We start from the raw sequence: 24,774 nt of genomic DNA, 5'->3' as shown, positions 1-24,774 counted from the left end.
GGGAGTTCCGGCATCTCCAGTCGCTTGGAGCTGAGGAAACCCTCGCCTGGGTTGATCGCAGTAACGGCGCCTACGGGAGGAGCCCAAAGCGGGAAAGATCCACCAGCCGTGCTACACGCGACGTGCTGGAATGGCTGCTGCGCTTTCCGGGGGAGACATGGGAAGAACGCTGGTTCGCGTCCGGCCTGGACCAGGCGCCGAGAACTGGGCTGAGTGGACTCAGTGAACGACTGGCACGACCGAGGCAGCAGATCAGCCTGGGCATAACGAGCATCGTCCGGGCCCGGCTCGTCCGCCCGTCCTACGAGTGGATGTTCTCTTCGAAGCAATGGAACCTCAGCCAGGGAGCTGTCAGCTTCCTCGACGCGGCCGAACCGGTGGAGACGCCTCGCATGCGTGGCCTTCCCCAATACTTGGCAGCGCACCAACTCGTGCGCCGGAACGCTGAGAACGCCATTGCAAGGGTGATTGACTATGGTGAGAACGGGCAAACGCTTGGGCCAGCTGACAGGAGAAGACATCCTGGCCTATTCACACACAGCTCGTACCAGCACGCGGCACGCGAAGGAGCACCTGGCATGGGAACTGCTTGTCACCCTCGGGCCCCTCGCAGGAGAGCCCGCGACGCTGCGGGCAGCTTGGCACGCAAACGTGGTCAACCGCAGACACACCGTTGAAACCCTGGTTCGACGGTACGGCATTCCGGAATCAGGAGTCAGGAATCTGCTCATCGATTACCTCGAAGAGCTCAAACCCAGCATGGATTACGGCTCGCTCGAAAGCCTTTCCTACAGGCTGATCCGGCTGTTTTGGGCCGAGGTACTGGACATCAACCCCGCCCAGCAGAACCTGCATCTTGCTCCTGACGTCGCTGTTCAGTGGCGTGAGCGTGTCAAGACCACGTTGGAGGGAACACCACGCAAAGAAACAGCCTCAACGTTCTTCGCCGTGCGGGCCCTCTACCGGGACATCGCCGAGTGGTCGCACGAGCAACCCGAACGCTGGGCCATCTGGGTTGCACCAATCCCACTTCCGCGCGCCGAATCCAAGGCTTCCTCGAAGCGCCGACGCCAAGTCGAGGCACGCATGCAGCAACGCACCCGATCCCTCACTCCTCTCTTGCCGGGGTTCATTCGCTCCGCTGAAGACCTGAAGGAAAAAGGCCACCGCCTGCTCGAACGCACCGTGGCCGCCACCCACCTGGAGACGTACACCGTCGACGGGGTGACCTATCGGCGCCATGATCCGGTGGTACGGACCAAGGCGAACACTCGCGCCAGGATTTGGGCAGAGGTGATAAGCGCCGAGGCGGGTTCCAGGCCACCTGTTCCGGTGGGAAAACGGGCCGACGTCACCTCTGTTGAGGCCGACAGCTTTTGGGGCTGGGCGGTGGCGTCCACCCTCAAGGAAACCGGCGTTCGGATCGAAGAATTGCTGGAGCTGACTCAGCTGTCGCTGCGCCATTATGTGGCTCCCACAAACAACACCATCGTGCCGCTCCTGCACATCGTGCCGTCCAAGACTGACCAGGAGCGACTGATTCCAATGTCCCCTGAACTGGTAAAAATCCTCGTCGAGGTGCAACGACGGGCCCGCGGCACCGGCCAAGCCGTGCCACTTTCTACTCGATACGATCCCAACGACAAAACCTTCAGCGAACGCCTGCCTCACCTGTTCGCCCGGCTGGTCGGGCCCACCCAAAACGTTCTGTCTAACCACTACGTTCGGAAGCTACTCATCGGGATCGCCTCCCATGGAGGCCTCAGCGATGGCGGGGTGCCCGTGACTTTCACACCGCACGATTTTCGACGGCTCTTCGCGACCGAGCTCGTAGGCTCGGGCCTCCCTCTACATATCGTCTCCACCCTCCTTGGCCACCTGAACCTGGAAACCACCCGCGGCTACACGGCAGTGTTCCCCGAGCACGTCATCCAGGCCCACCATGCTTTTATTGAACGCCGTAGACAAACCCGTCCCGGCCATGAACTGCGCACGGCGTCATCGGAGGAATGGCAGGAGTTCGAACAGCACTTCCTCCTGCGCCGGGTCGCTCTGGGGACGTGTCACCGGCCCTACGCCACCCCTTGCGTGCACGAGCACGCCTGCATCAAGTGCCGGTTTCTGCAGGTCGACCCCGCCCAGGCAGGACGTGTAGAGGACATGACCGCGAACGCCGAAGCCCGCCTGGACGAAGCCCGGAAGCACCAGTGGCTGGGCGAGGTCAAAGCCCTCGAGGAGAACCTGGTCCACCTTCGTCGCCGACGCAACGAAATGACTGGATCACCCAGGTCTGTCCGTGTCACCGACGGTCAGGCTTGAGGGGAGCTCGACCTCCATGGGGTCCAGCTCGGGACGAACTCTCCGGAACCTCAGTGAATGCCGAAACGACTGACCGGACCAGGCAGCATCGGCTAGCACCTCGACCACGACGGGCTCAACGAGAGTCAGCTCAGTAGGGGAGGCATCACGGTTGAACCTGTCCAGCGTTGTTCCTTTCACCACTGGCGGCCAAGGGTGAGGCCCTTCAGGTGTCCGTAGCCAGCGGGAAAGCGCCTTACTGTCAGCGGCTTTCAGGGTGGAGCTGCGGCCGACAATACGCAGCTCGCCGTCAATAGGCAGGCCGGCCACCATTTCGGTCGGCCTCTCCATCGGGCCGACAACGGCAGCGCAAACGACGTCCAGCTCTGAGACGTGCTTTGCTTTAAGCCAAATCCGTTTCCCACCGGTATAGGTCTGGATGCTGCTCTTGGCCACAAGCCCTTCCATCCCGGCCCCGGCGAGGCCCTCAAACCACTGCCGGGCGAGCTCCCGGTCAGTGGTCTGAGGCGATAACGAAAACGGGGGAGCCCACAGCGTTGCCAGCTCTTCCAAAAGGACCCGACGATCCGCCAGTGGCAGGGCCCTGGCATCCTGCCCAGCCACGCCGAGAATGTCAAAGCCCACGAAATTGGCTGGCCGTTCGGCGGCCGCGGACCGCAGTGCCGCCCCACCTGCAGACAACCTGCGTTGGAGGGCCTCAAAATTCAACCTCCCCTCCGACCACACCACGGCTTCCCCATCAACCACGAAGCCGGGGGGAAGCATGCGACCTGCCGTCTCCGCTAAATCCGGAAAATACCGGGTCAGGTTTTTGCCCTGGCGTGACCATAAGCTCACGCGGTCACGATCGCGGAAGATCAGAACCCGGTAGCCGTCGAACTTCGGTTCGAAGAGCATCTGACCGGGTAGAGCAGCAGGCGCGGGAATGCCCTTCACGGCCTTCGCCAACACCACCTCCAGTGGCGGGCGAAGCGTCGACGGGAGGGCCTCACCAGAGCGATCCATGACCCAACACTAGGCCTCTGTCCTCGGTGAAAGTCGTCTCTGTCTCCTTGTCCAGCCGTGGAACCGAGAGCAGCACCCAATAAAGGATGGCGATCCGAAGCTTATATCCGGCGGACTTTTGCTTGGTCGATCCAACGAGCCAGCAAGCTGAAGGCTGCCAGTTGTTCTAGGGCAAGCTGCTCCTCGCCGCCGTGACTTGCCTGTGGCTTATGCATGCCAGGATTACGGATAGCTGTATAAAGCCCATCCGCGAAAGATCGAGCGCCCCGGTGAAGGTTCTGATACGTCTTACCCCCGTCATCTTCTGTCAGCCTGAGTCGCGGCGCGCCTTCCTTTGGCGCATCCATTGAAAACGCCTCATTGAACAGCGGTGTCTCAGAGACATCCATGCGCCCAATCTTCGCTTGCGTCTCGGCATTGACACGGATAGCGGCCTGCATCACGGCCTGATGATAATGCCCTGTGTTCCAGTAGGATCGCCCGTTTTCCCAAGCCCAGGGGTGAAGATTGGCCGCGTCCATGTCCGGAGCGTTATCCCCTAGGTTTTCAGCGAGCTCTGCTGCCCTTTGCATCGCGGCTTTGGCTCTTGAGGCTTGGTCCCGGAGCCAAGCAAGTTTCGCGTCCTTCTCTGGCCGATCCTGTCTCCAACCGGGCAGAGCACGATCAAGTATTTGTTCCACAACATGCGCACGCTGGGACGCTTCAGTCTGCGATCCCCGCATGCGTGTTCCAAGCACTACGACTCCTCCGCCGCTGTTGTCGTAGCCGACCTGGTCAGTCACGCGTAGGAACTGGTCGATTTCCTTGATTGCCCATTCATGGTTCAACTTGCTCATGCAAGCATCTTGCCCTGTTAGGCGGTCATCGCATCGAAGGCCAGCTTGCGCGTGCAAAGAGTGCGCCGCCCATAAGCCAATCGACCAACGGGATCCTGGGTCTTTAGAGCTGGAAGGTCAACTGGGCGTTGGCAGAGGAAAGCGTCAGCGGGGAGGTGAGATCGAGGCCTGCGTCCAAGGAATAAGAGAAGTCGACGAGCCCGAGAAAAAGTCCTGAAGACGAACTACTCTGGACCATCGGCGCTAAGGCGCCGTGATTGTCTGAGAGCGTAAGCCCTTCGCCTGCGATTGCCGGAAAGACTGCACTTGCGTGATGTCTTCCTTGGGATCATCTCCGTCGATCGCACGCGAATAAGAATGTGAGTGTCAGTTGTCTCCAGGGTCTGCACGGTGAAATCGATCCCGCTCTGACCCAGAACCTTCGGCATGCTGGCGAACATGCTCGAATCCTACGTCTATGCCCGGCCAATGTTCGATCGCAGCTGCAGGACGGCGTGTGAGGATCCTCCACCGGGACTTGCTGGGGGACTTTCGGTGTCTTGATTTGCCCTCTGCATTTTCTCTTACAAAAGATGGAACCATTCCGATGATCCGGACACTATGAAGTATGAGTGGGGGATCAGAGGACACAGATGAGGCCTTGTGGCTGCTCGCGGTCGACGGTGATGGCGATGCGTTCGGGGCCCTTTTTGATCGTCACCGGGACAGGGTCCTGACCCACGCAATGAGGGTCGTTGGATCTGCCCATACTGCGGAAGACATCACGGCCATCGTCTTCTATGAAGCCTGGCGCCGCCGGAAGTACGTGCGCGTAGTCAACGGCAGCATCCTTGCCTGGCTCTTGGTCACGGCAAACAACACAATCCGGAATCACAATCGGCAGCGAAGACGTTATAGGTCCTTCTTGGAACAGCTTCCGCCACCGGCCCCAGCGGTGGATGTCGCCGATGAAGTTGTTGACGCTGCGGAGCGTGCGGCGGAGGCCAAGGCTTTGCGGGATGCTTTCTCGCGGCTCAAACTTCAGGATCGCGACGTAATCACTTTGTGTGTGCTTGAAGGGCTAAGCCTGCGGCAAGCCGGCGCGGCCCTCGGTGTTGCAGAGGGAACCGTGAAATCCCGCCTTCACCGCGCGAAGACCAGGCTCGGTGCTTTGTACGGGGAACTGGATTCACCCCAGCCACGACATGATCACTCACTTCACGAGGGGAGAACAGGGTGAGACCGCAACAGTTTCAGACTGACCGCAGTGATGCGCTCCGACAGCAGCTAATAGAAATGTCGGAGGCAGTAAAGAACCGCGAGCATGCTCAGCGTCAGTGGTCCCACTTTCAACACCTGCGGCCGCAGGATTCATCGGCAAGTACTCGAAAACGACTGGGTCTGCGGGTAGGCGCCGGCGCTCTCGCTGGTGGGTTAGTTCTTAGTGCGTTGGCACTGGCTCTAACGCCCGAGGACCGATCGGAAGACGCTTCAAGAGTCATCGGATCACTGGCCAGGGCTCAGCAGGAAGTGGATAAGCTGCCTGCGGGAGCCCTGCCGGTTCTAGCCAATACGGGTATTGACCCGTCACAGACCAGGTTCTTGGGACACAGCGCAACGATCAGGTATTACGGTGCCCCGGCCCCGGAACAGATCACAAACGCCGCCGCTGCCGGAAAGACGATCTGCATGATTCCCGTCGATGCCCGAGGGGAAAGCAAATCGCTGGGATGCACATTGTTGAAGAGCTTCGAGTCCTACGGCCTCAAAATCGAGACTCCGGATAGAACTGAAGCGGGTTGGTTAGTGGTTCCTGCGGCTGCAGAGAGCAGCTTGGAGTCAGTGAAGAACGAGGCCGGCTGGAGTCGGCAAGCGCCGAACTTTCTCGTCCGCAACAACAATTGATACAGCCATCGGTTTGTCACAGGAAGCAGCTGGCCTGCCACGTTCCTCGTCTGGTAAAGGGTCCTCAACCGGCCGCGCCGCATGCGGCCGTCAGGGACGCACCGGAGGGATGGCAGCTAATTCCCGCATGAACCGCCCGCAAGGCTGTCCCGCGAAGGGGGCTTGAAAGTTACACAAGCGGATTGTCTAAAACTCTTGGGATCTGAGGTGTTCGGCGGCAGTCCGAGAGGCCGCTGCTTGACAGTGTTCAGTGAATAAAGCCGTCCCACTTGGGTTCATATCGGCTGCCGCCCGGCAATGCGGCCTCAGTCGGGATCGAATCAACGGCCTTGGCCAGGGCCAGCGACACGGGCGGATGCAGGGCCGGGGGCACATCCTCTGTCATAGCGCCACGCTACAGCTGCCGGCCCTGTCGGGCTTAGGCGGCGGCCGCCCCGGCGTCCGTGATCGCCGCCAGCAGCCACTGCTCCGACAGCGGGTCACGGCGCAGCTCGAAGGTGCGCAGCGCCGAGGTCGAGGTCAGTCTGACCTGTACCTGCCAGTGCTCAACGCTGACCAGGTCCCCGCAGCCCACCGGTGCCCGCTTGGCGGTGTTCCACCAGTCCGACCGCGTGAACCAGCGCACTGGTTCCGCGGCCACGGCCCAAATCCGGTCGTCATATCTGACGGCCAGGGGAATGCCTTTGGCGGTAAACCGGACCTGCACCGGCACGTCCAGGGGGTTGTCAGTTGCTGTTCTTGCCACGGGTCCGCTCTCCCAAATTCCTGTTCATCATTTCCTCCCGGCGGGTGACCGCCGAACTCCACACCCAGGTCCGGTACGTGACCGGCCCGTCCTTCCATGTCACTTCGGCTGCCTTCGCTGTCCAGGCAAAGACTTCCCCTTCCACCAGCTCAGCGCAGTTCGGGAACCGGATCCACGCCTTCACCGGGATGCCCGGATACCCGTTCTTGACCGGGAAGTGCTCGAAATCGAGCTCTTCCACGGTCAACCCGATTGGGCCGGCCCGCCGCGCGTACTGCGCCTGCAGCGCGGCAGCGAACTCTTCGGAGGACATACCACAACCTTAGAATATATATTCGAATAGACACGCCAAAGAACGGCGGCCATGGTGCTGGCCGCCGGCTCCCATCATGGGGGAGAGGTACGACAACGAGGCCCCGGGTTATACCCAGTGGGGACAGCTTTGAGCTGTGCGGAGGGCTCCACCTGCCCGCCAATGGGCATAACCCGGGGCCAAGAGCCATGGTCTCCGCTGCGCTGCATCCAGGAGATGGTCCTTCGCTGCGCTCCGGACTGTAAATGCTTGTTTTTCCCTTACATCTGGCTGGGTTGTTCTCCGTACAAGGGCCGCTCATCGTAGCCGTCCGGGGGGCCCGACCCATCAACCCACTTACACGGACAATCCCACGCGGTCGCCAGGGCTCCCTTATTTCGCGGGATTCCCCGCGCACTCTTCGGGGTTGACGGCCCACCCTCGACCGGCTGCGACAGCGGGGGCCTCGCACGGCGGGGCAGGAAGGAGGTGGCTACATGAGCATCGACGAAGCGATCAAGCTCGCGACAGCGGTCGTGAGCCTGATGACAGCTCTCATCGCTCTGCTCTCCACGCGGAACGCGCTCTTAACGAGCCAACGCTCCCGAGCGGCAACTCGGAAGCGTAAGCGTAAAGCAAGGAAGCAGGTGTAGCTACGAACCCGGTGGTCGTAACCGCAAGGCTGCGGCCACCGGCTCCTTCCCAGACTAAGTCCTGCTCAACGATAAGGAAACCATCATGGAACCACTGACCATCATCAACTTCGTGCTCTCCCTGGCAGCGCTCGGCGCTTCCATCACCGCCTACCGCGCCACCTCCAAGACCCGAAAGGACCAGGAAACCTAAGCCACATGCCCGGGCTGGCCTGGCCGAACCGGTCAGGCCCGCGCCAGGCGCCCGCGACTCCTAGGCGGGGAGGACCGGGCGTCTGCGGCCGCCACGGTGACCACGGCCGTCCCGCCAGCCCGGCACGAGCCGGTTCAGCTTGTCCTCCTTTGCCGGATCCATCCTGCCGGCGCGGTAGTCGATCCGTTGCTGGTGCAGCCAGACCCCCAGGGTGCGTTCTTCCCGGTCGTCCGTCTTCTGGTGGCGGGGCCACTCGCCACCGGCGGCGCGGATCCGCTGAAGCTCCTTCAGCCGCTGCTTCCAGCGCTGCGCATCCTGGGCTTTACGGGTCGAGGGCGTATCCCAGCCTGGAATGACGGCCAGCGCGTCCCGGTAGACGGGGGAGAGGGTCCCTTGGGCGGATTGCCGGCGACGGTTCGCCAGCCATGATCCCAGCGCCCGCTCCCGGGCCGTCTTCCCGTGCCCGACCGGCAGCCGCCCCTGGCTCTCATAAAAGTCCAGGATGGCGGCAAGGTTCCGCAACCCGGCCTCGGAGGTCCGCGGTGCCGGCGCCGCCAACGCCGCTTTGTGCTCGCCCCGGATACCCGGGTCCTGCTTCGCTGCGAGCTGCAGGTGGTACCGGACCGTCGTTTCCGCGACGCCGGCCCAGGCCGCGATCTTCGATGTCGGCGTCCCCTCCCGGTACAGCTGGACGAACTCAGGGTCAGGTGCCACCCGCCGACTGTCCGTCATCGACTCCAGTTCTCCCCTCACGAGCCCGTCAACCGGTCACCAGCCTAGGTGACACCGGATTTTTGCGCTGGTTGTGCGCTCGGTGCCCCTCGCTTGGGGTTCGCTGCGCTTCACCCTGCCGGTCGTCCGCTGGCGCGGCCGGCTGTTAGGGCCAGTGCCGGCTCCGCAGGGCTCCGCCGTCCCTGGCCCTGGTGTGTCTACGACGATGCTCCTATAGTCGTCAAATTGCTGTTGATCGTGCTTTTTAGTGGTTGGCTCGCTCAGCTGGTGCGGACGGTGGGAGGCAGGGGTTGGCTGCGTCGTAGGTGGGCGGCCGTTATTGCCAGCCAGGTCCAAGCGAGGACTACGGCTGCTGTGAAGCTAAGAACGATGACGGCTGACGTTGACCCGCTGGCAATGCCGACGAAGGCGGCGAGAAAGAGGATTCCGGTAGCAAGGGAGAATGCTCCGAGCCTCCGGTTTTCGGATGTGTAGAACCGGCGGGCCATAACGCAGCAGGCAGCGATGAAGGCGGCAAAGCCAATCCCTGCGGTAACGAAGTGAAGAAACCCGTGGAGGGACCCGGAGGTAGGGGGTCCGGGAGGTGCGCCTTGAGGGAATCCGTTCATGGGATCGGCGGTGAAAATCCCCGCACCCACTAATCCGGCACCGTAGATTCCGACGAGAACCGGCCCCCAGGTGGCTCCTCGTCCGGGGTTGAGTGCGCGACGGAATCCGACGGCGGTCAGGAGGGTTAGGGCGCCGGTGAGGATCAGGTTTGTGGTTTGTATCCAGCCTAGGTCGCCGTTGGCTAGGACGCTGAGGTCGTTATGTGCCGCGTCGAAGCCCGGGCGAAGAAACGCCTGGGCATAGCTGACCAGAAGGTATAGGGGGCCGGCGGTGATGCCACAGGCCAGCAATACCCGCGTGGCAGAGGAGGCGGGCGGGCGTCGTTGGGATCCCTGATGTTCGGTCTGATAGCTGATTTTGGGCATGGTCTATTCCGGTCTGTGGGCGAAATGAATTTGGTGAGAGTGGTCAACGGGTCAGTTGGTGAAGAACCCGCGGAGTTCGGCTGCCATTGCTGCGTCTGAGACTTGGTGTGTTTGGCCCTCGAGGGTGCGGTGAAGGGCCTGGGGGATCGCGGCGGCTGTTGTTGCTTGAGCTGAGGTCATGACCGGGGCGGCTTTTCCACCGGCCATGACAAGGGTCGGCACCGTGATTTTGGCGAACCGGCCGGTGGGTGCGGTGAAGTTGTTGGTAACGGCAATTTCATTGGGGAGGGTGTTGGCGGCGTCCTTTTGGCTCTTCCAGATCTTTGGCATGAGGCGCAGCATGAGGGGCACAAATGCAGGGACGCCGATCATCTTGACCAGGAAGTAGGAGACCATCGCGCCGCGCTTGTTTTGGGCGAGCAGTGAGTTCAGGTGCCCGGCGTGGTCGACGGGCGTTCCGTCGACGTTCCCGATTCCCGTGTAGGGGGCCTCGTAGGTGGCGAGCTTGCGCATCGGGATACCCGCCGCTGCTGCTTCGAGGGCGAGGGCCGCACCGGAGGAGATGCCATAGACGTAGGGGTCTCCGCCCGCATGGGTGATGACGGCGGCTAGGTCTTCGATTTCGCGTTCCACGGAGTAGGGCCGTGTATCACCGCTGTCGCCGCGGCCGCGACGGTCGTAGAAGTACACGGTGAAGGAGTCGGCCAGCGTGGTGGCCAGGGCCCGCGCCGGGCCGAAGGACCGGCCGCAGAAGGCGCCGTCAACCAGGACCAGGGAGGGGCCGGAGCCGATGTGTTCGACGGAGATGGGGGTTCCGTCCGCTGAGGTGATCTGGGTGACCTGGCTTTGGGCGGCGCTGGTTTTCATGCTGTGGGCCTTTCGAGGAGGGTGTCGAGTTTGGTGAAGGACAGTATCCATCCGGCGTGGGTCATGTCCCGGATCTCGTCGGTGAACGGGCCTTGATGGAGGGTCATGCGCGTCCGGTCGCCGTGATCGTGGAACTGAAGCCGCAGCACGACGTCGTCCACGGGCCCAGCCTCGGTCAGCGCTGTCAGTTGAATCTCGAGGGATTCCGGTGCCTGAAAGGCGGTGATGCGCCCCCGGATGGGGTGGCCGGCCCCGGTAGCGTTGTCGACCATGGTCAACTCCCACCGGCCCTGCTCCACGAGCTCCACGATGATGCTGTCCACGGGTACGTGAACTCCTTCAGGCCCGAACCATGAGGCGAGGAGTTGGGGTTCGGTCCAGAACCGCCAGACCGTGTCCCTGGGGGCGGCGAAAGAGCGGGAAATGAAAACATCGTGTTCTGTGACTTCCTGCTGGCGCCCCTCAGACATCTCGGCCCTTTCCCGTAGGTGGGGTGTCGCGCTGAAACGAGGCCAGCGCGCCGTCGAGTTTGTCGAAGGACTCACCCCAAAACTTCTTGTACCGCTCCATGTACTCGCTCGCTTCCTTAAGCCGGTCGGGCTCCAGATGACTGAACCGGGCAGTCGCTACCCGGTTCCGGGAGATCAGGCCAGCATTTTCCAATACCTTCAAATGCCTCGAAATCGCCGGTTGGCTGATCCTGAAAGGCGCCGCGAGGTCGGACACCTGCGCGTCACCGTCAGCGAGCCGCTGCAGAATAGCCCGCCGAGTCGGATCGGCCAACGCCGCGAACACTGCACTCAATTCATCAACCATCAAAACCATAACCTTGTCGTTATATAACTTTATGGTTTTAGAGTAAGTCTGGTTTGAGTAAAGCGTCAAGCCTTGAGTCTCAGCTAACGGCGCCCGGTAACGCATTTGTCCTTGCTGCAGCTGTCGTCGGAGGTGTGCGGCGTGGCATTTCGGCCTGGTCGATGAGCCATTTCCGGTAGGCGCCGGCCAGGGCATCGTTGCGGATATGTCCGCGTTCCAGACGCGAAATGATGGAAACCCATTGACCAAGTTCGCCGGCGACGGTCGTTAAGGTCATGCCGAGGTCTGTCCGCCTGCGGCGGAGGTCGGAGTTGTCGGGTGCGGGCCGGGGATTGGTGATCTGACGGTAGATTTCTCTGGCTGCGTAGCGTTTGAGGCAGCGCATGATTTCGCGTTTGCTCTTTCCCTCTGACGTGCGTTTAGCCACGTACTCCTTGGTCCGTTGGCACGAGCCCATGCGCACCAGAACAACCTGGTGCAAGGCATTATTGGCGCAATCGCACGTCGCTCGGGACATCCGATGGTTGAGGGATTGTGTTTGATTCGCCTGAGGCGGCGATAAGCGCTGGCGCGTGCGCGGATTCGTCGAGCACGCCTGCGCAGCCACCAGGTGAGTGCGAGGCTGAGGATGATGAACGGGAGCAGCTCGGGGGCCAGGGCGACCGCTCCGAATATGATCTCGAATGCTTCGAATCCAATGAGCGAGCCGGCGGCGAGCCAGGCCCACCCGCCGAAGAGGGTGGTGCGCACAGCCCATCGTCGTGTGAGTCGATTGGTGAGCTTGCACAGCAGTCGAAGGTGCCGCTGGGGCAGTGAGCGGTAGCGCGGGGATTTGCTGCGAAGGAAGGGGGTATTGCGGTGCATGGGTATTGGCTCCTGGTAACGGCGTCAGAAAGTTTCCTGAGGTCGCCGAGGGGAGCAAGGGCAAACAAGCGCATCGGCAGGGTCCAGCTGCTTTTTGGCTGGTTTGCCGGTACTAGTGGGCTGTTTTGGGGCTCCCGGGGCGACGTGACGTCACGCCCGGAGCGCGGGGACCGGTCCCACCGACGGGTGTTGATAACAGTAAGGACAGGGCGCCTGGTTTGGGCTGGTCTTCCGGACCCTGAGGATAGGTACTGGCAGTTGGGACGCGCAGGGCGTACAGCAGTGATTGGAACGTATAGGCCATGAAGACGGCAACGGCAACAGCCACCGCAAGCACGGCGAGAGCTGTCATAGGAGGTGCACCCGCGCTGAGGGTCGTGCGGATCAACACGTCGACGTGGACGAAACGCTCCAACAGGTCCCACCCGAGTAATGACACTGTGCCTCCCCAATCGCGTTCACGGTAGCACGGACCAGATCACCACGATCAGGCTTGTGTGAGGCGGTTAAGTCTTTTGGGAGCCATAGGCCCCGATGGACGGCCGATTACGCCTCCGTGGTGGTTTCCCGTGCCGCGGTGCCGTCAAGGCTTAGCGTGTCGGAGGCATCGCGGTGTACGCCGTCGGATCCGACGTGCTTCGAGCTGATTTTGGGTCCTTTGGTAATCACGTGTACCAGCGCCATCCCGTGGCCCCGGCCTAGTCCGTAGTCATCCTTGAGCCACGCCAGGATGTCACCTGCCTTGGTACTGGGGGTGTCCAGTCCGCGCTCATGCGCCTTTTCAACCAGTTCGGCCGGCGTCAGGCCGGTCTTTTGTTCGATCGCATCCAGATAAGCCTGAAAGGACATGTGTCCCCCTCACGTGAGTCCTGAACGGTTTGTCTTCGACAGGACTGTAACAGCGGAAGGCGCTGTCCGGGCCGTTTAGGATGGGAAAAACAGCAGGTCAATGGGGGGTTTTTCTGTGACGGGGGATCAGCACAAAGGGCGCGCAATGACCACGCGTCGTGGGGTCGTGATGGACAGGCTTAAGTCCTGGGCACTTCCGATTGGTGTGGCGGTGGTGGCCGCCGGTCTGGGCGCTGCCAGCATCACGGGTGCCTTGGCGGACCGCGACCGCAAAGCCCAGGAAACAGCGGCGAGCCAAAGCGCTGCCGCCACCCCCAACTGCGAGGCTGCGGACCGGAACACCCTAGTGCCGGCGTCGGGCGCGTTGTTTGGGGTGAACCTGAACCTGGACGCCAAGCCGCTGTCCCAGTACGCCGCTGATTTCGGCCATAAACCCGCCGTTAGCGTTTCCTTCGCCGATTTCCCCTACACGGATCAGGAGCGGACCCACCTGCAGCAGGCCGCTGCGCAGATCCGCGGCGACGGGCACATGATGCTGCTGACGCTTGAGCCCAAGCAGGGGCTGGCCGCCGTCACTCCCGAGGTAGTGAACGCCCTGGTGAAGGACCTCGCGTGGATCAACAGCCAGGGGGTGCCGGTGATTGTCCGCCTTGCCCATGAGATGAACGGCTCCTGGTACCCCTGGTCGCAACAACCGCTGGAGTACAAGCAACTGTTCACGCGGGTGGCGGACGCCGTGCACAGGGACGCCCGGGGGTCGGCGATGATGTGGGCGCCCAACTATGCCGGCGGGTACCCCTTTGCCGGCGGCCAGTTCGAGGCCGAGCCCGGCACTGCGGATTTCGCTGCCCTGGACACGGACCACGACGGCGCCCTCACCATGGCGGACGATCCCTACGCCCCGTACTACCCGGGTGATGAGGCGGTGGACTGGGTTGGCATGTCTTTGTACCACTGGGGTGCCAAGTACCCGTGGGGCGAGAACGAGATCCCGGAGGCGGACAAGTTCACCCAACAGCTCACCGGAACCTACAACGGCGCCAACGGCGATGACAGTCTGCTGCCCGACTTCTACGGCACCTACGGCAAGGACCACAACAAGCCGGTGGCCATCCCCGAAACAGCTGCCCTCTACAACCCCGCCGCCGGTGGCGCTGCAGAGGTGGACATCAAACGCACTTGGTGGGAGCAGGTGTTCAGCCCCCAGACCCACGCCCAGTTCCCCAACCTGAAGATGATCAACTGGTTCGAATGGGACAAGAACGAGGCGGAGGTCAACGGCAGGATCGACTGGACCGTCACCAACAGTCCTTCAATCCGTGACGCCTTCACCGCTGCGCTGCCGGACTGGCTGCACTACGGGACAGGCACCAACTGCCGCCCGGCTGGCACATAACGCTACCTTGTCCTTCCCCAGGGCCTTGTGCCTTTTCCGGCTCTGGACGGTCGGGCCCGATGCTTCGCAACCGCTTTGCGCAAGGTTCCGTCGGCAGACTGTGAGGGGGTTTGGATCGCTGGACCAGGCGTAGCTGGTTCCGGGGTCGGCGCCCACGACACCGAGGACCGCTGCCGCATCCTGCAATCGCTGGTCACCCAGGGAAATCTCACAACCGCGGCACTGGAAGCCGCTGCCCTGGGCAGCACCATCGAAGCCTTGACCGCCGATGGCCAGCGAATCCTTACTGCCCACGACCTGCTCAGACCAGGTGGCGGCTAACAGGTCGCTATACGCCAACGCGATCCCCAGCTGTTGTTGCCCGGCGTCTCCTGAGCGGTGTGTCTTCTGTTACTCGGCGAGCTTTGCCACCGATTGGGCCCAGATGAAGAACTTGTTGGTGCCAAGGTCTTTGACTGTTTTGATGTTCAGCGCTTCTTTCAGCTTCTGGGCGTCGCCCTCGGAGAGCCCCTTCAAGGCCTCGACCGGCGCCTTGGCCAGCTCATCGATTCCTTTGTCCAGGTATTCCTTATCGAACTTCGCATTGATTCCAGCCACAGCTTCTCCTGACGCTCGTTAGGTCCCGAAAGTGCCGGCGCGGCACAGGCCATATTCAAGCACGGGCACATGCCTCGGCAACACCCTGGCGATGCCCAAGCCAGAGTTTGGGCACAAGGGGTAAGGGCCGGCAGCGGTGTTGGAGGGCCGCATTCGCCGTCTCATGAATGCCCCGTGCTGCCGGCCCCTGTCCCATTTGCAAGGTCCTGCCCCCAACCGCGGGACCTTGTTCTCCACGCTAGAACCTCTCCCGCAACGACCACCCACGTTGGCCACAAGGTTCGCTCAAGACTCCAGTAGGAGTCTCCTCTACGCATGCCGGTCAGCGCCGGACGCACTGCCAGAGATAGGCTGATTCCATGACGTTGGGGGACGCGGCGGAGCCGCTTGTGCACATTCAGGACTTCCGCATGGACTTCGGGGACACGACAGTCATCAAGGACCTGTCGTTCGATGTCCATGCGGGGGAGACCTTCGGTTTCCTGGGCAGTAACGGGTCGGGGAAGACCACGACGCTGCGGGCCCTGCTGGGCATCTACAAACCCACTGCCGGCATCCTGCACATCGGCGGGAAAGTCTTCGAACCAAGTGATGGGGCCCGGCTCGGGTACCTGCCAGAGGAACGCGGCCTGTATAAGAAGGAACCGGTCCTGGACGTGATGGTCTACTTCGGCCGGCTCAAGGGCCTTCCCAAGGCCGCCGCCCGGTCCTGGTCGGAGAACTATTTGGAACGGGTCGGAATCCCGGAGAAGGCCAAGACCCGTTTGGACAAGCTCTCCGGCGGGCAGCAGCAGAAGGTCCAGCTGGGCGTGACCATCATGAACAACCCGGAGCTGCTGATCCTGGACGAGCCCACCAAGGGCTTTGACCCGGTGAACCGGCGGCTGCTGATGGACATCATTGAAGAGCACAAACGGGCCGGAGCGACCGTTATCATGGTCACCCACCAGATGGAAGAGGTAGAGCGGCTCTGTGACCGGGTGATCCTGCTTAAGGACGGCGTCTCCCGCGCCTACGGCACCGTCGAAGAAGTCCAAGAAGAGTTCGGCGGAACCGTCTACCGGGTGAGCTACGACGGCGTCCTGCCCGCCTCTGACCTGTACGAGGTCATGGCCGCCAGTGACGGCCGGGCGGAACTGACACCCGGGCAGGGGGCGTCCGAGGAGAAGGTCCTGCGCGAGCTCGTCGAGGCAGGCGTCAGTCTACGGTCCTTCACCCCGGCGCGGATCTCCCTGGACGAGATCTTCATCAAGGTTTACGGCGAGCAGCACGAACTGGCGGAGGCAAAGTAATGGCACTGGCACGGCACAACCTCGGAACCGTCATAGGGTTCGAATTCGTCAGGACCATCAAGAAGCGCGGCTTCGCCATCGCGACCCTGGCGATCCCGGTCCTGCTGATCGTGGTGTTCGCCCTCATCTACGCTTCCAACACCAGCACTCACGCCACCGCGGACGCGCAGAAGAACGCCAAGTTCTCCTTCACCTACACCGACGCCTCAGGGATCATTCCCGCAGCCGGCGCCCAGGCTGCAGGCGGGACTCTGGCCTCTGATTCGGCGGCGGCGATTGAGGCGGTGAAGAGCGGAACGAGTGAGGCTTACTTCGCCTACCCGGCCGACCCCGCCAAAGAACCGGTGAAGGTCTACGGGGCGGACAAGGGCATGTTCGAGAACGGCAAATACGAGGCGGTGGCGAAGCAGCTGCTGGAGGCCTCGGCCCAGTACCAGGTCAAGAACCCGGGCCTGGCCGCTGCCCTGACCGGGACGGTGAAGTTCGACTCGGAGACCTACAAAAATGGGCAGATTGCCGCCGGGGTTGGGGGAGTGATCCCGCCGCTGCTGTTCCTGGTCGTGTTCTACCTGTCGATGATCCTGCTCTCGAACCTGATGCTGAACTCCACGCTGGAGGAGAAGGAAAACAGGGTCACCGAGATGATCCTGACCACCCTGAACCCGACGACCCTGATCACGGGCAAGATCATCTCCCTATTCATGGTCGGGCTCGTGCAGATCCTGGTGTTCCTCGCCCCGGTCGGGCTGGCCTACCTGTTCTTCCGCGACTCCCTGGCCCTGCCGGAGATGAACCTGTCATCCCTGGTCTTCGAGCCGGGGCCCATGCTTATCGGGGCGCTGCTGCTCATTGGCGGGTTCACCGTCTTCACCGGGGTACTCGTGGCCATTGGGGCGATCATGCCGACCGCCAAGGAAGCCGGCACGATCTTCGGGCCGCTGATGGCCATGATGTTCATCCCCTTCTACACATTCAGCATGGTCATCTCCAACCCGGAAGCTCTCATCGTGCAGGTCTTCACCTACTTCCCGCTCACCGCCCCGGTCACCGCCCTGCTCCGCAACGGCTTCGGCACCCTCAGCCCGCTCGAGGCAGGGATCGTCATCGTCGAGTTGTTCGTCGTTGGGATCCTCATCCTGCGCCTGGCCGTGCACCTGTTCCGGTACGGGTCCATTGAGTACGGCCGCAAGCTCTCCATCGCCGGGACCTTCCGCCGCAAAGACCTGGCCACCACCTGAGGCCCGAAAAAGGGGTTGGCTGCCCAAAGGCTGGTACACGGCCCCAAGCCCTTACCGGCAGCTATGGGGATCGCGTTCCCTCTATCGGCGGTATGGGTCGTTGGGGGACTACTTTGAAATGTCTTCAAACGCCGCTTTCAACAGGAAGAGGTCTTTTTCAAATGCTTCACCCTCCCCGTGGATCAGGGCGTGAAACTCCGACGGCCCGGCACGGCCTCCGTAGTCCTGGTACTTGCGCCAGAGGTCCACAAAGTTTTCGGGGCGCATTGCCACGAACTCCCTGGCGATCTCCTGCGCATATTTGGTCCACTCCATGCTCAAGATTACTTCCGGGCACCGCCCAACCGGAGCCAGTTTCCTCCATGAGGATGCTGGTGCAACGGCAGCCATGACTGCGGAAACTGGAGGCACATGAAACTCACTGCCTACATCAAAGACGCCGCAGATGGGTGGTTTGATCTTCGGACGCTTGAGCTGTCGGAGTTGCAGGCCACCGCCCACAGGGTTGAGGACATTCCGGAAGCAGTGAGGGAAGCCGCGGCCAAAATAACGGGCAAGCCCGCTTCGGAATTCGACGTCGAGGTCAGCTACTAACCTCTACGTCAGGATGTGGGCTGTCCTCCTACGAAAGTGCCGGGAAGGATTGCAGGAATTATGCCCGAGGCAACCTCGAAACCTTTACTGGTCCGGACTCTGATGCCCGCCCGATACCGTGCCTTGCTGGCCGCAGTTGGCCTCGCGGCCGTGTCGGTTCTGGTGACCATGACTCCGTGGCCCGGGTTGGCCGTGGTGATCGCCACTGCCCTTGCTGCTGCCATGATGATGACTGTTCGGATTCGGCTGGAGCAAACGTGCCTGTCGATCCGGGTCGCCGCCGTATTCGGAACCACCATCCCCTATAGGGACATATCTGCCGTCTCCGTGGGACCAACCACAGGAATTGTCCAGGGCATGGGTTTGCGCTTACTCCCGGGTGAAGGCACGGGCTACCTGGTTGGCGGCCCGTCTATCCGCATTCGAAGCGGCAACACCACGATCATTGCCTCATGCGCTGCGCCCGAGGAACTCGTTTCCCTCATCACCTCGCGCATTACGGGGCCAACGAACGCAGCAACCAGTCCACGCTAAGGCACCCTACGGGCGGGCAGGCATGCCTGCCCCCATTCGGCGGCTTGCTTTCCTGCGGCGGCGCCTACACGGCAGTCGCACTCCTCTGGCCCCGTGAAGCCGTATTCCATCAGGCCGTTGGACCCTGTTGAGCTCCTGATGGTCTGGACAGCTTTGGGGCACCTGCGCCATGTCAGCAGGCCTCTTCAATTTAGGAGCAGCAGTGCCGGCAGAAACCTTTTCATTAAGGCCGGCAGGTTAACTGCGCGACTGAGTCCTTTGCAGCTGGGCTGTCACTGGTCCTCCTTGCGGCGGCTGTGAATCTGGCCGCCGCACTTGCCCTGGATGACTTCACCGGATGAGGCAGCCTCTATCGCCGGCTCGCCGGGGTTCTCTTGCTTGCCGGCATGGCCGTTGCCGTCGCTGCCGTTACCCACTGCCGGTTTACTTGGTCTGTCAGGCCCGGTCAGTTGCTGATCCTTCCCGCGGCCTTGGCCGTGCTGCCGTTCTTCTCCGGCGTGCAGGCAGTCGAATCGACAGTCCTCACCGCCATCCTTGTCGGAAAACTGGCCGGTAAAGCGCACAAACGCTCACAGAGCGGTATCTCATAAGCCTTGCGACTCACGACACCGATGTAGGGGATATAGGATCCCGTGACGACGTAAAAACCCAGAATGCTCTCGACGGGATAGAGGCAGTCCTCCGCGACGGAGGGAAACGCCTGCTTCATCCCGATAGGATTGGGAACGCGCCCGACACCAGGGCCTAGTAGGGAGACCGTGTGGACTGGATCGGCTATGTCGTTGGGATTTCCTGCATTGTTCTGGGGATAATCTTCGGACGTATTGCAGCAGCAGGCAGGCGTCAGAGCCTTCCACTTAGTCCTTCGGTCGGATTCCGGACCACTAAGAGCCTCGCTTCGGACTCGAACTGGCGTCAGATGCACCTCAAAATGGCGCCGGTCATGGTTCGCCTCTCGTGGATACTCTCGCTGAGCGGCACTCTGACCTTGGCACTAACCCACCTGACGCCCATAATCCCAACAGCAGCATTCCTGGCCCTAGTCGCCGCTGCCATCATCGTCCAGCGCCAGGTCACTCGAGTGGACTCCACGCTCCCCCCTCGCTAGACCTAGCGGGTGCCTCGAACACATGGCTCCGTCTCGAAACGCATGGGATATGAGAAGTCCCACTCGCTCTGTCGCGCATGGTTGTGACTCGCGGCGATAAGTGGCGGTGTTTTCGCGGCGATGTTTGTCGCATCGTTGTTGCGGGGTGGGTGCGGAGGTCGCGAAACAGGGGACCCTCAGAAGAGTCAGGTCGGCGGTGAAAGGAATCGGGATCCGCTAGGCTCCGGGCATGCCTTCCCCCTGGACTATTCTGATCTCTCTACACGCCATTGCCGCCAGCTACGCGCTGATCTTCGGAGCCGTGAACCTGCTACGACGGACGAAAGGAGACAGCGTTCATAGGACCGTGGGTCGAATCTGGGTTGTAGCTATGTACGTCGTAGTTCTGACCTCGTTCGGAATCAGGACCATCGACGGTGGGTTTAATTGGCTTCACGCACTCTCAGCGCTGACGTTCTGCACACTGACGGCAGGACTGTGGGCCATCTGGAAGAGAAACATCAGGGCCCACCGGGGGTTCATGACCGGAAGCTACTTTGGCCTGCTTGGAGCCTTCGTGGGCGTTCTCGCAGTGCCATCGCGCCGCATTCCCCAGCTCGCCATCCATGAGCTACCCCTCCTGGGGCTGCTGATCCTGGTTCTGCTCGGCACAGCGGCAATGACAATCTTCGGTATCGCCCAGCTCCGCAAAACACGAACGATCTCAAGCGCCCGTTAGCCGATCCTTCAGTTAATGGTCGCGGGACGCTTCCTCTTTGGGGCCGGAGCACGTTAGGGCTGATGCGCCGCAGCTACTAAGGTGCCACTAGAAGTTGGCGGATGCAATCACGTAGATCTGCAAGAACTTCCGTTTTGGGATTGCTGCGTGCGAGAGCTGCAAGGCCGCGGCAAGCAAGACCAGCGTCGGTGAGTTCTCCGCTGACAAGAAAATCCATGAGTTCCGAGATAGGAAGAAGGTGCACGTGGCCGGATTCAGACTCATCCCAAGTCGTTACAAATTCTTCGGATGCGTTAGCCGCGATTACAAGATGCTTACGTCGTGACGAGTTTGCAGCAAACCATTCTGAACCAGCGTAGAAGGCTGATTCTGGGTGGCCGGTTTCTTCTCTTAGCTCTCGAAGCGCTGCATCCATGGGTTGCTCGTCGCTATTGAGGTATCCCCCGGGGAGTTCGAGGAGTGACTTCTCGGGTCCAACGCGGAACTGTTCGAAAGGACGACGTGGCTTGCTGCGGGTGTGAATGCAAGTGTCGCTGCAGAGTCACGGCCGGCAATGACGTCCCAGTCGGTCACGGCTCCACTTGGTTCTTCATAGGTTTGACGGTTGATCGTCACAAAGCCTTTGTAGGCGGTCGTCGTTCGGATCTTCTTCCAGGTGTCGCTGGCAAGCACAGTTCTCCTTCTCGGAGTGGTTAAACAGTCTCGATGCCTGACGCAACGACAACCGAAGCTGGCACGCCCAAGGCAGCGAAGGGAAACATGACGGCAACAATCGGCAGTGACCGTGAAGACTTACCTGACTATGAAGGGCTGGGCTTTTCAGCCGCGCGGTTGGTCAGGACTGCTTTTGAAGCAAAGACAACGCCTGCCAGAAGAAGAATGACGGCCGAAAGCACGAGATACCAGGTGCCGGCGGAAGCCATCGCGGTATAGACGCCTAGGAGAGAAAAAATAACTGCCCCCAGCGACCAAATGAGCGTAGCTCTCTTGGAGTTATTCATGAGCCAAGCGTAGGCCAAAGGCCAGATCGTGCGGCCTGCTGGCGGGGCCGAGCGTGGTTCCAGTGCTTGGCCCCGCACATTTTTTCAGAACTTCAGTTGCGGTTGTGGCCATGTGCTGGCCGAGGGAAGAGCTGACGACGTCTCGAAAAACAACAGCTTTTCAAGACACTGACCCGGGCCTGGGAAGGGACAACGGCGGCCGCGCGAACGGGCGGAACGACTGGCCACTCGGCGTCTCGTAAAGGCGTCTCGCAGTAGATCGTCTCGCCGCGGGTGCATCGGGGGCTTTTCGAGTCAGAATTGCCTCGTGAGGCTACTGGGTTACACCCGCGTCAGTACGTCCAGCCAGGACGCAAAGCTGCAGCTGGATGCACTGGTCACAGCCGGTGTGCAGAAACGCGATGTCTTCGCCGATGTGACCTCCGGAAGCAGGACGGCGATCGAGCGGCCCGGAATGAAAAGACTCCTCGAGTACGCCGAGGAAGGCGACACCGTTGTTGTGTGGCGGGTCGACTGGCTGGGCCGGTCGCTGATCGACGTGCTGAACACGGTGGCCCTGCTACGCGGCCGTGGCATCCGGGTTCGGTCCGTCTCCGATGGCATCGACCCGGCCACCTCGACCGGCCGGTTGATGCTGAACATGCTCGCAACCCTTGCCGAGTATGAGCGCGAGCTCATTACCGAACGAGTTAACGCAGGCATCGCCGCCGCCAAGCAGAACGGAACCCGCTTTGGTCGGCCCCTGTCTGACCCCGCCATGATCGCTGACAAACTCGCGATTGCGCAGGATGCCCGCGCGAAGGGACGAACAGCTGAAGCCGCTGCCCGACTCGTGGGCTGGAGCCGCGCAACTCTTTATCGTCACCAGCAGGCGCAGGCTAGGCCTGATGCCTAACGTTGGCTTCCAAGTGCTTGTGTGGCATCGCAGGGCTACTCTCTCGGTGGTGCTGTGTCCCGGGATACCGTGACATTGGTGTTCACCGTGCGCCTGTAAATATCGCTGATCGTTACGTCTCGGTGCGCGAAAATGGGATAGCCGCGCCCGGTGTCGTCGGGGGTGGGCTTCGGTGCCCAAGTGCACTTCAGAACCCTAGAAATATCGGCGTTTGCCCCGATTTCCGGAATCAAAGCGTTCAGTTGCACGGCCAGGGCAGAAACAACCAGGTCTTCGTCAGGTGCCATGAGCGCCCAACCACTTGGGTGTTTCGTTGTTCCTTCAGGGATGCCTCCCTTAGCGTTGGCTGCACCTACGAGCATGATCTTGGTCAGGCCGTTTTGGCCGACAGTGTGCCATGTGTACGGCGGATGTGACTCCTTGTGGTCAAGAAACGCCCTGAATGCACGGGCCTTCTCGAGCAGCGGGTACGCATGGTCCATGAAAATGCCTTTCGGCTTCCACCAGGTCAGGAATTTGCCAATGGAGTGCGTTGGCGCCTCCCCAAAGGTGTTCGTGTGTCGTCGAATCACGGACAACATCGCGGACACCGCCGAGTAGTAGGTATGGAAAAAGTCGTGGGTAGCGCTGAAGAGGACTTCTTGCTGGCGCGGGGTTGGGTAGACGTCGGGGTAGTAAACGCTCACCTGCCCGAAAACCCCTCTTGCCATCTGGAGCTGGTCTCGCTTCTGGAGAAGGTTGTGCAGGGACTCTGCAAGGTCTGTCATGGTGTGCATTTGGCCTTCTGTGGAGTCCCAATGCGTAAATTCATGGGCCCAAAGGTCAACGTAGGCAGGGCCCACCCGAAAATGAAACGGGACTTTGGGCGAACCGTTCTTTAGCGCTGTCGCCATGGCTGCGCCCCCCACAACACACATTTCTCCATGAAGCCGAGTGTAGCGTCGAGATACCTTCCCCCTTCGGCTAGACCCCGTACATCGGGCCTCGCTTCGCTCGGGCTGTAAAAGCAGTTTTCTGTTTTTTGCTGCTGTCCTCCGGATCGTACGTGCCCGCTCCACCGGCTCAACCGTCCTGCGGACGGCTGCGCAGCCGATGCCTTGTGTCGGCGCTTCGCTTATTTCCTCCCACAACCCATCCACTGCTTGCCCGTCGGGTTGCCCCGGCTCCGTCGGGCACAGCTCCGCGATGCTCCGCCAGCAGGCAAAAAATGCCCGGGGGAGAGGGGAAGCTGGCCGGTCACCAAGGCCGCCCCACCCACCGGATCCTCAGCAAAGGACAAGAGAAACCATGAACGATCGCATTGCACGCGCAGCCCTGACCCGCCTGTTCGAACCGAACGACACGGTTGGACGGACCCTTGTGGGCAGGCTCGGCGCCTACGCCGCGCTGCGGCTCGCCACCAGCGCCCAACCGATCCACACCCTCCTCGACGTGACGGCCGAGGAACTGGCGGCCGCGCTGAAGCGCTGGGCACCCCGCGTGCCGGACCTGGCCCCGGAAAAGGACCTGGCCACCATCGAACGCCTGGGCGGCGGATTCCTCATCCCGGGAGATGAACGCTGGCCGGAAGCCCTGGACGACCTTCCAGACGCGCCCTTGGGCCTCTGGTACCGGGGCAACATCGGGAACGGGATCCCCGAGCCATCCAACTGCGTGGCAATGGCAGGATCACGCGACTGCACGAGCTACGGCGCAGCCGTTACCGGCGACCTCGCCTACACCCTGGCCCAGCGCGGAATCTGCGTCATCGCCGGACTCGCCTACGGAATCGACGCTCACGCCCACCGCGCCGCACTGGCCGGAAGCAACGGCAACGGCCCCGCCACCATCGCCGTCCTCGCCGGAGGACTGGACCGCGACTACCCGTCCGGAAACGCCGACCTCGCGGCCGCGATCCGCGCCAACGGCCTGACGATCTCAGAGCTCCCGCCCGGTTCCGCCCCGACCCGGTACCGCTTCCTTCAGAGGAACCGCATCATCGCCGCCCTTGCAGGGGTGACGTGCGTCGTGGAGGCTCGGTGGCGCTCCGGGGCGTTGAACACCGCCCACCATGCCGAGACCATTGCCGGCACGTCGCCGCCGTCCCCGGCAGCGTGCACAGCGCGAACTCTGCAGGATGCCACCGGCTTCTGAAGGAAGGCGGGGCGGTGCTGGTTTCCGAGGCGGCCGAACTGGCCGAGCTCCTCGCAGGGTAGTCCTTTCAGGTGGCCGTCCCGTTACCGGGGCGGTCACCGCTGGCGGTCCGCCGTCGTGGCCGGCTTGCGCTGTGGGTGGGCGTCGGCGGACCGCCATTCGCACACTCAGTGCCGGCGACCGGGGGCGCGCGGCCGCTGAAGTCAGGGACGCCGAAAGCAGACCCGGGGTGCTGATGG

General features: G+C 61.9%; 32 protein-coding genes and 1 pseudogene. 13 read left to right on the top strand and 20 right to left on the bottom strand.

What is annotated here, in order from left to right; genetic code table 11:
* Nucleotides 1-474 precede the first annotated feature (474 nt).
* Nucleotides 475-2,319 (top strand): tyrosine-type recombinase/integrase, encoded by a 1,845-nt coding sequence (locus AB4Y79_RS06805; RefSeq protein WP_441859947.1) that lies wholly within the window; start codon nt 475-477, stop codon nt 2,317-2,319.
* Here the strand turns inward: AB4Y79_RS06805 and AB4Y79_RS06800 are convergent.
* Entirely contained in the window at nt 2,281-3,324 is a 1,044-nt protein-coding gene (locus AB4Y79_RS06800) for an ATP-dependent DNA ligase (RefSeq protein ID WP_441859945.1), read from the bottom strand. The genes AB4Y79_RS06805 and AB4Y79_RS06800 overlap by 39 nt on opposite strands.
* A 101-nt stretch (nt 3,325-3,425) precedes the next feature.
* Entirely contained in the window at nt 3,426-4,160 is a 735-nt protein-coding gene (locus AB4Y79_RS06795) for a TIGR02391 family protein (RefSeq protein ID WP_441859943.1), read from the bottom strand.
* Nucleotides 4,161-4,884: 724 nt separating this feature from the next.
* On the opposite strand from AB4Y79_RS06795, the gene AB4Y79_RS06790 reads away from it, so the two are divergent.
* Nucleotides 4,885-5,379: an RNA polymerase sigma factor gene (locus AB4Y79_RS06790; protein ID WP_441860222.1), complete on the top strand. Its 495-nt coding sequence runs from the start codon at nt 4,885-4,887 to the stop codon at nt 5,377-5,379.
* Between the two features lie 449 nt (nt 5,380-5,828).
* The gene (locus AB4Y79_RS06785; protein ID WP_441859941.1) at nt 5,829-6,044 is read left to right on the top strand and encodes a hypothetical protein; all 216 of its coding nucleotides are present in this window, start codon (nt 5,829-5,831) and stop codon (nt 6,042-6,044) included.
* Between the two features lie 247 nt (nt 6,045-6,291).
* Here the strand turns inward: AB4Y79_RS06785 and AB4Y79_RS06780 are convergent, their stop codons facing one another.
* Genes AB4Y79_RS06780 through AB4Y79_RS06770 form a run of 3 tightly spaced genes read right to left on the bottom strand, consistent with a single transcriptional unit; the run spans nt 6,292 to nt 7,102 of the window.
* Nucleotides 6,292-6,429 carry a hypothetical protein gene (locus AB4Y79_RS06780; protein WP_441859939.1) on the bottom strand — a complete coding sequence of 46 codons (138 nt, stop codon included), beginning with the start codon at nt 6,427-6,429 and terminating at the stop codon, nt 6,292-6,294.
* A gap of 33 nt (nt 6,430-6,462) precedes the next feature.
* Entirely contained in the window at nt 6,463-6,789 is a 327-nt protein-coding gene (locus tag AB4Y79_RS06775) for a hypothetical protein (protein WP_441859937.1), read from the bottom strand.
* Nucleotides 6,770-7,102 carry a hypothetical protein gene (locus AB4Y79_RS06770; protein WP_441859936.1) on the bottom strand — a complete coding sequence of 111 codons (333 nt, stop codon included), beginning with the start codon at nt 7,100-7,102 and terminating at the stop codon, nt 6,770-6,772. Before AB4Y79_RS06770 ends, AB4Y79_RS06775 begins: the two co-directional genes overlap by 20 nt.
* Before the next feature lie 476 nt (nt 7,103-7,578).
* On the opposite strand from AB4Y79_RS06770, the gene AB4Y79_RS06765 reads away from it, so the two are divergent.
* A complete protein-coding gene (locus AB4Y79_RS06765) occupies nt 7,579-7,734 on the top strand; it encodes a hypothetical protein (protein WP_441859934.1) in 156 nt (51 codons plus the stop codon).
* A 253-nt stretch (nt 7,735-7,987) separates the two neighbouring features.
* Here the strand turns inward: AB4Y79_RS06765 and AB4Y79_RS06760 are convergent, their stop codons facing one another.
* From AB4Y79_RS06760 to AB4Y79_RS06730, 7 genes are all read right to left on the bottom strand, one after another.
* Nucleotides 7,988-8,641, bottom strand: coding sequence for a helicase associated domain-containing protein (locus AB4Y79_RS06760; RefSeq protein WP_441859933.1), 654 nt, complete (start codon nt 8,639-8,641; stop codon nt 7,988-7,990).
* A gap of 278 nt (nt 8,642-8,919) precedes the next feature.
* Entirely contained in the window at nt 8,920-9,633 is a 714-nt protein-coding gene (locus tag AB4Y79_RS06755) for a DUF998 domain-containing protein (protein ID WP_284987855.1), read from the bottom strand.
* Nucleotides 9,634-9,684: 51 nt separating this feature from the next.
* A complete protein-coding gene (locus AB4Y79_RS06750) occupies nt 9,685-10,500 on the bottom strand; it encodes an alpha/beta fold hydrolase (protein ID WP_441859931.1) in 816 nt (271 codons plus the stop codon).
* A complete protein-coding gene (locus tag AB4Y79_RS06745) occupies nt 10,497-10,970 on the bottom strand; it encodes an SRPBCC family protein (protein WP_284987857.1) in 474 nt (157 codons plus the stop codon). The genes AB4Y79_RS06750 and AB4Y79_RS06745 overlap by 4 nt, the downstream gene beginning before the upstream one ends.
* On the bottom strand, nt 10,963-11,385 hold the full coding sequence (locus AB4Y79_RS06740) for an ArsR/SmtB family transcription factor (protein ID WP_441859929.1): 423 nt from the start codon (nt 11,383-11,385) through the stop codon (nt 10,963-10,965). The genes AB4Y79_RS06745 and AB4Y79_RS06740 overlap by 8 nt, the downstream gene beginning before the upstream one ends.
* Nucleotides 11,386-11,395: 10 nt before the next feature.
* Nucleotides 11,396-11,743 (bottom strand): hypothetical protein, encoded by a 348-nt coding sequence (locus AB4Y79_RS06735; protein WP_441859927.1) that lies wholly within the window; start codon nt 11,741-11,743, stop codon nt 11,396-11,398.
* A 983-nt stretch (nt 11,744-12,726) separates the two neighbouring features.
* Nucleotides 12,727-13,029, bottom strand: a complete 303-nt coding sequence (locus tag AB4Y79_RS06730) for a DUF4287 domain-containing protein (protein WP_441859925.1) — start codon at nt 13,027-13,029, stop codon at nt 12,727-12,729.
* A 145-nt stretch (nt 13,030-13,174) separates the two neighbouring features.
* Between AB4Y79_RS06730 and AB4Y79_RS06725 the strand changes: the two genes are divergently transcribed.
* Nucleotides 13,175-14,425: a glycoside hydrolase family 26 protein gene (locus tag AB4Y79_RS06725; protein ID WP_441859924.1), complete on the top strand. Its 1,251-nt coding sequence runs from the start codon at nt 13,175-13,177 to the stop codon at nt 14,423-14,425.
* A gap of 390 nt (nt 14,426-14,815) precedes the next feature.
* Here AB4Y79_RS06725 and AB4Y79_RS06720 read toward each other — a convergent pair whose 3' ends face one another.
* Nucleotides 14,816-15,022, bottom strand: a complete 207-nt coding sequence (locus tag AB4Y79_RS06720; RefSeq protein ID WP_441859922.1) for a hypothetical protein — start codon at nt 15,020-15,022, stop codon at nt 14,816-14,818.
* Nucleotides 15,023-15,381: 359 nt separating this feature from the next.
* Between AB4Y79_RS06720 and AB4Y79_RS06715 the strand changes: the two genes are divergently transcribed.
* Both AB4Y79_RS06715 and AB4Y79_RS06710 read left to right on the top strand, forming a co-directional pair.
* Nucleotides 15,382-16,314: an ABC transporter ATP-binding protein gene (locus AB4Y79_RS06715; protein WP_441859920.1), complete on the top strand. Its 933-nt coding sequence runs from the start codon at nt 15,382-15,384 to the stop codon at nt 16,312-16,314.
* Nucleotides 16,314-17,552 (top strand): ABC transporter permease, encoded by a 1,239-nt coding sequence (locus tag AB4Y79_RS06710; RefSeq protein ID WP_441859919.1) that lies wholly within the window; start codon nt 16,314-16,316, stop codon nt 17,550-17,552. The genes AB4Y79_RS06715 and AB4Y79_RS06710 overlap by 1 nt, the downstream gene beginning before the upstream one ends.
* A gap of 108 nt (nt 17,553-17,660) precedes the next feature.
* Here AB4Y79_RS06710 and AB4Y79_RS06705 read toward each other — a convergent pair whose 3' ends face one another.
* The gene (locus AB4Y79_RS06705; protein WP_441859917.1) at nt 17,661-17,867 is read right to left on the bottom strand and encodes a hypothetical protein; all 207 of its coding nucleotides are present in this window, start codon (nt 17,865-17,867) and stop codon (nt 17,661-17,663) included.
* A 96-nt stretch (nt 17,868-17,963) separates the two neighbouring features.
* Between AB4Y79_RS06705 and AB4Y79_RS06700 the strand changes: the two genes are divergently transcribed.
* Both AB4Y79_RS06700 and AB4Y79_RS06695 read left to right on the top strand, forming a co-directional pair.
* Nucleotides 17,964-18,146 (top strand): hypothetical protein, encoded by a 183-nt coding sequence (locus tag AB4Y79_RS06700; protein ID WP_441859915.1) that lies wholly within the window; start codon nt 17,964-17,966, stop codon nt 18,144-18,146.
* A 60-nt stretch (nt 18,147-18,206) separates the two neighbouring features.
* Complete coding sequence (locus AB4Y79_RS06695) at nt 18,207-18,680, top strand: hypothetical protein (RefSeq protein ID WP_441859913.1); 474 nt, start codon at nt 18,207-18,209, stop codon at nt 18,678-18,680.
* A gap of 272 nt (nt 18,681-18,952) precedes the next feature.
* Here the strand turns inward: AB4Y79_RS06695 and AB4Y79_RS06690 are convergent, their stop codons facing one another.
* Together AB4Y79_RS06690 and AB4Y79_RS06685 are read right to left on the bottom strand one after the other, a co-directional pair.
* Nucleotides 18,953-19,096 (bottom strand): hypothetical protein, encoded by a 144-nt coding sequence (locus AB4Y79_RS06690; RefSeq protein WP_441859911.1) that lies wholly within the window; start codon nt 19,094-19,096, stop codon nt 18,953-18,955.
* A 29-nt stretch (nt 19,097-19,125) separates the two neighbouring features.
* Complete coding sequence (locus AB4Y79_RS06685) at nt 19,126-19,389, bottom strand: hypothetical protein (RefSeq protein ID WP_441859909.1); 264 nt, start codon at nt 19,387-19,389, stop codon at nt 19,126-19,128.
* Between the two features lie 51 nt (nt 19,390-19,440).
* On the opposite strand from AB4Y79_RS06685, the gene AB4Y79_RS06680 reads away from it, so the two are divergent.
* Together AB4Y79_RS06680 and AB4Y79_RS06675 are read left to right on the top strand one after the other, a co-directional pair.
* A complete protein-coding gene (locus AB4Y79_RS06680; protein WP_441859908.1) occupies nt 19,441-19,788 on the top strand; it encodes an SdpI family protein in 348 nt (115 codons plus the stop codon).
* A gap of 229 nt (nt 19,789-20,017) precedes the next feature.
* The gene (locus tag AB4Y79_RS06675; protein ID WP_441859906.1) at nt 20,018-20,506 is read left to right on the top strand and encodes a DUF2306 domain-containing protein; all 489 of its coding nucleotides are present in this window, start codon (nt 20,018-20,020) and stop codon (nt 20,504-20,506) included.
* 76 nt (nt 20,507-20,582) lie between these two features.
* Here AB4Y79_RS06675 and AB4Y79_RS06670 read toward each other — a convergent pair whose 3' ends face one another.
* From AB4Y79_RS06670 to AB4Y79_RS06660, 3 genes are all read right to left on the bottom strand, one after another.
* Entirely contained in the window at nt 20,583-20,921 is a 339-nt protein-coding gene (locus tag AB4Y79_RS06670) for a hypothetical protein (RefSeq protein ID WP_441859905.1), read from the bottom strand.
* Nucleotides 20,897-21,178 (bottom strand): hypothetical protein, encoded by a 282-nt coding sequence (locus AB4Y79_RS06665; RefSeq protein WP_441859904.1) that lies wholly within the window; start codon nt 21,176-21,178, stop codon nt 20,897-20,899. The genes AB4Y79_RS06670 and AB4Y79_RS06665 overlap by 25 nt, the downstream gene beginning before the upstream one ends.
* Before the next feature lie 128 nt (nt 21,179-21,306).
* The gene (locus AB4Y79_RS06660; RefSeq protein ID WP_441859903.1) at nt 21,307-21,507 is read right to left on the bottom strand and encodes a hypothetical protein; all 201 of its coding nucleotides are present in this window, start codon (nt 21,505-21,507) and stop codon (nt 21,307-21,309) included.
* Nucleotides 21,508-21,814: 307 nt separating this feature from the next.
* Here AB4Y79_RS06660 and AB4Y79_RS06655 point away from each other — a divergent pair, with 307 nt between their 5' ends.
* Nucleotides 21,815-22,402 (top strand): recombinase family protein, encoded by a 588-nt coding sequence (locus AB4Y79_RS06655; protein WP_441859901.1) that lies wholly within the window; start codon nt 21,815-21,817, stop codon nt 22,400-22,402.
* 35 nt (nt 22,403-22,437) lie between these two features.
* Here the strand turns inward: AB4Y79_RS06655 and AB4Y79_RS06650 are convergent, their stop codons facing one another.
* The gene (locus AB4Y79_RS06650; protein WP_441859899.1) at nt 22,438-23,169 is read right to left on the bottom strand and encodes a hypothetical protein; all 732 of its coding nucleotides are present in this window, start codon (nt 23,167-23,169) and stop codon (nt 22,438-22,440) included.
* A 520-nt stretch (nt 23,170-23,689) separates the two neighbouring features.
* Here AB4Y79_RS06650 and dprA point away from each other — a divergent pair.
* Nucleotides 23,690-24,585 (top strand): annotated as a pseudogene (dprA, locus tag AB4Y79_RS06645) (DNA-processing protein DprA); the annotation flags it as partial.
* Nucleotides 24,586-24,774 lie beyond the last annotated feature (189 nt).

This window comes from Pseudarthrobacter sp. YAF2, assembly GCF_052113345.1.
Taxonomy (GTDB): domain Bacteria; phylum Actinomycetota; class Actinomycetes; order Actinomycetales; family Micrococcaceae; genus Arthrobacter.
The sequence above is the reverse complement of the archived record's forward strand: the minus strand, read 5'-3'. Positions and strand labels throughout refer to the sequence as shown.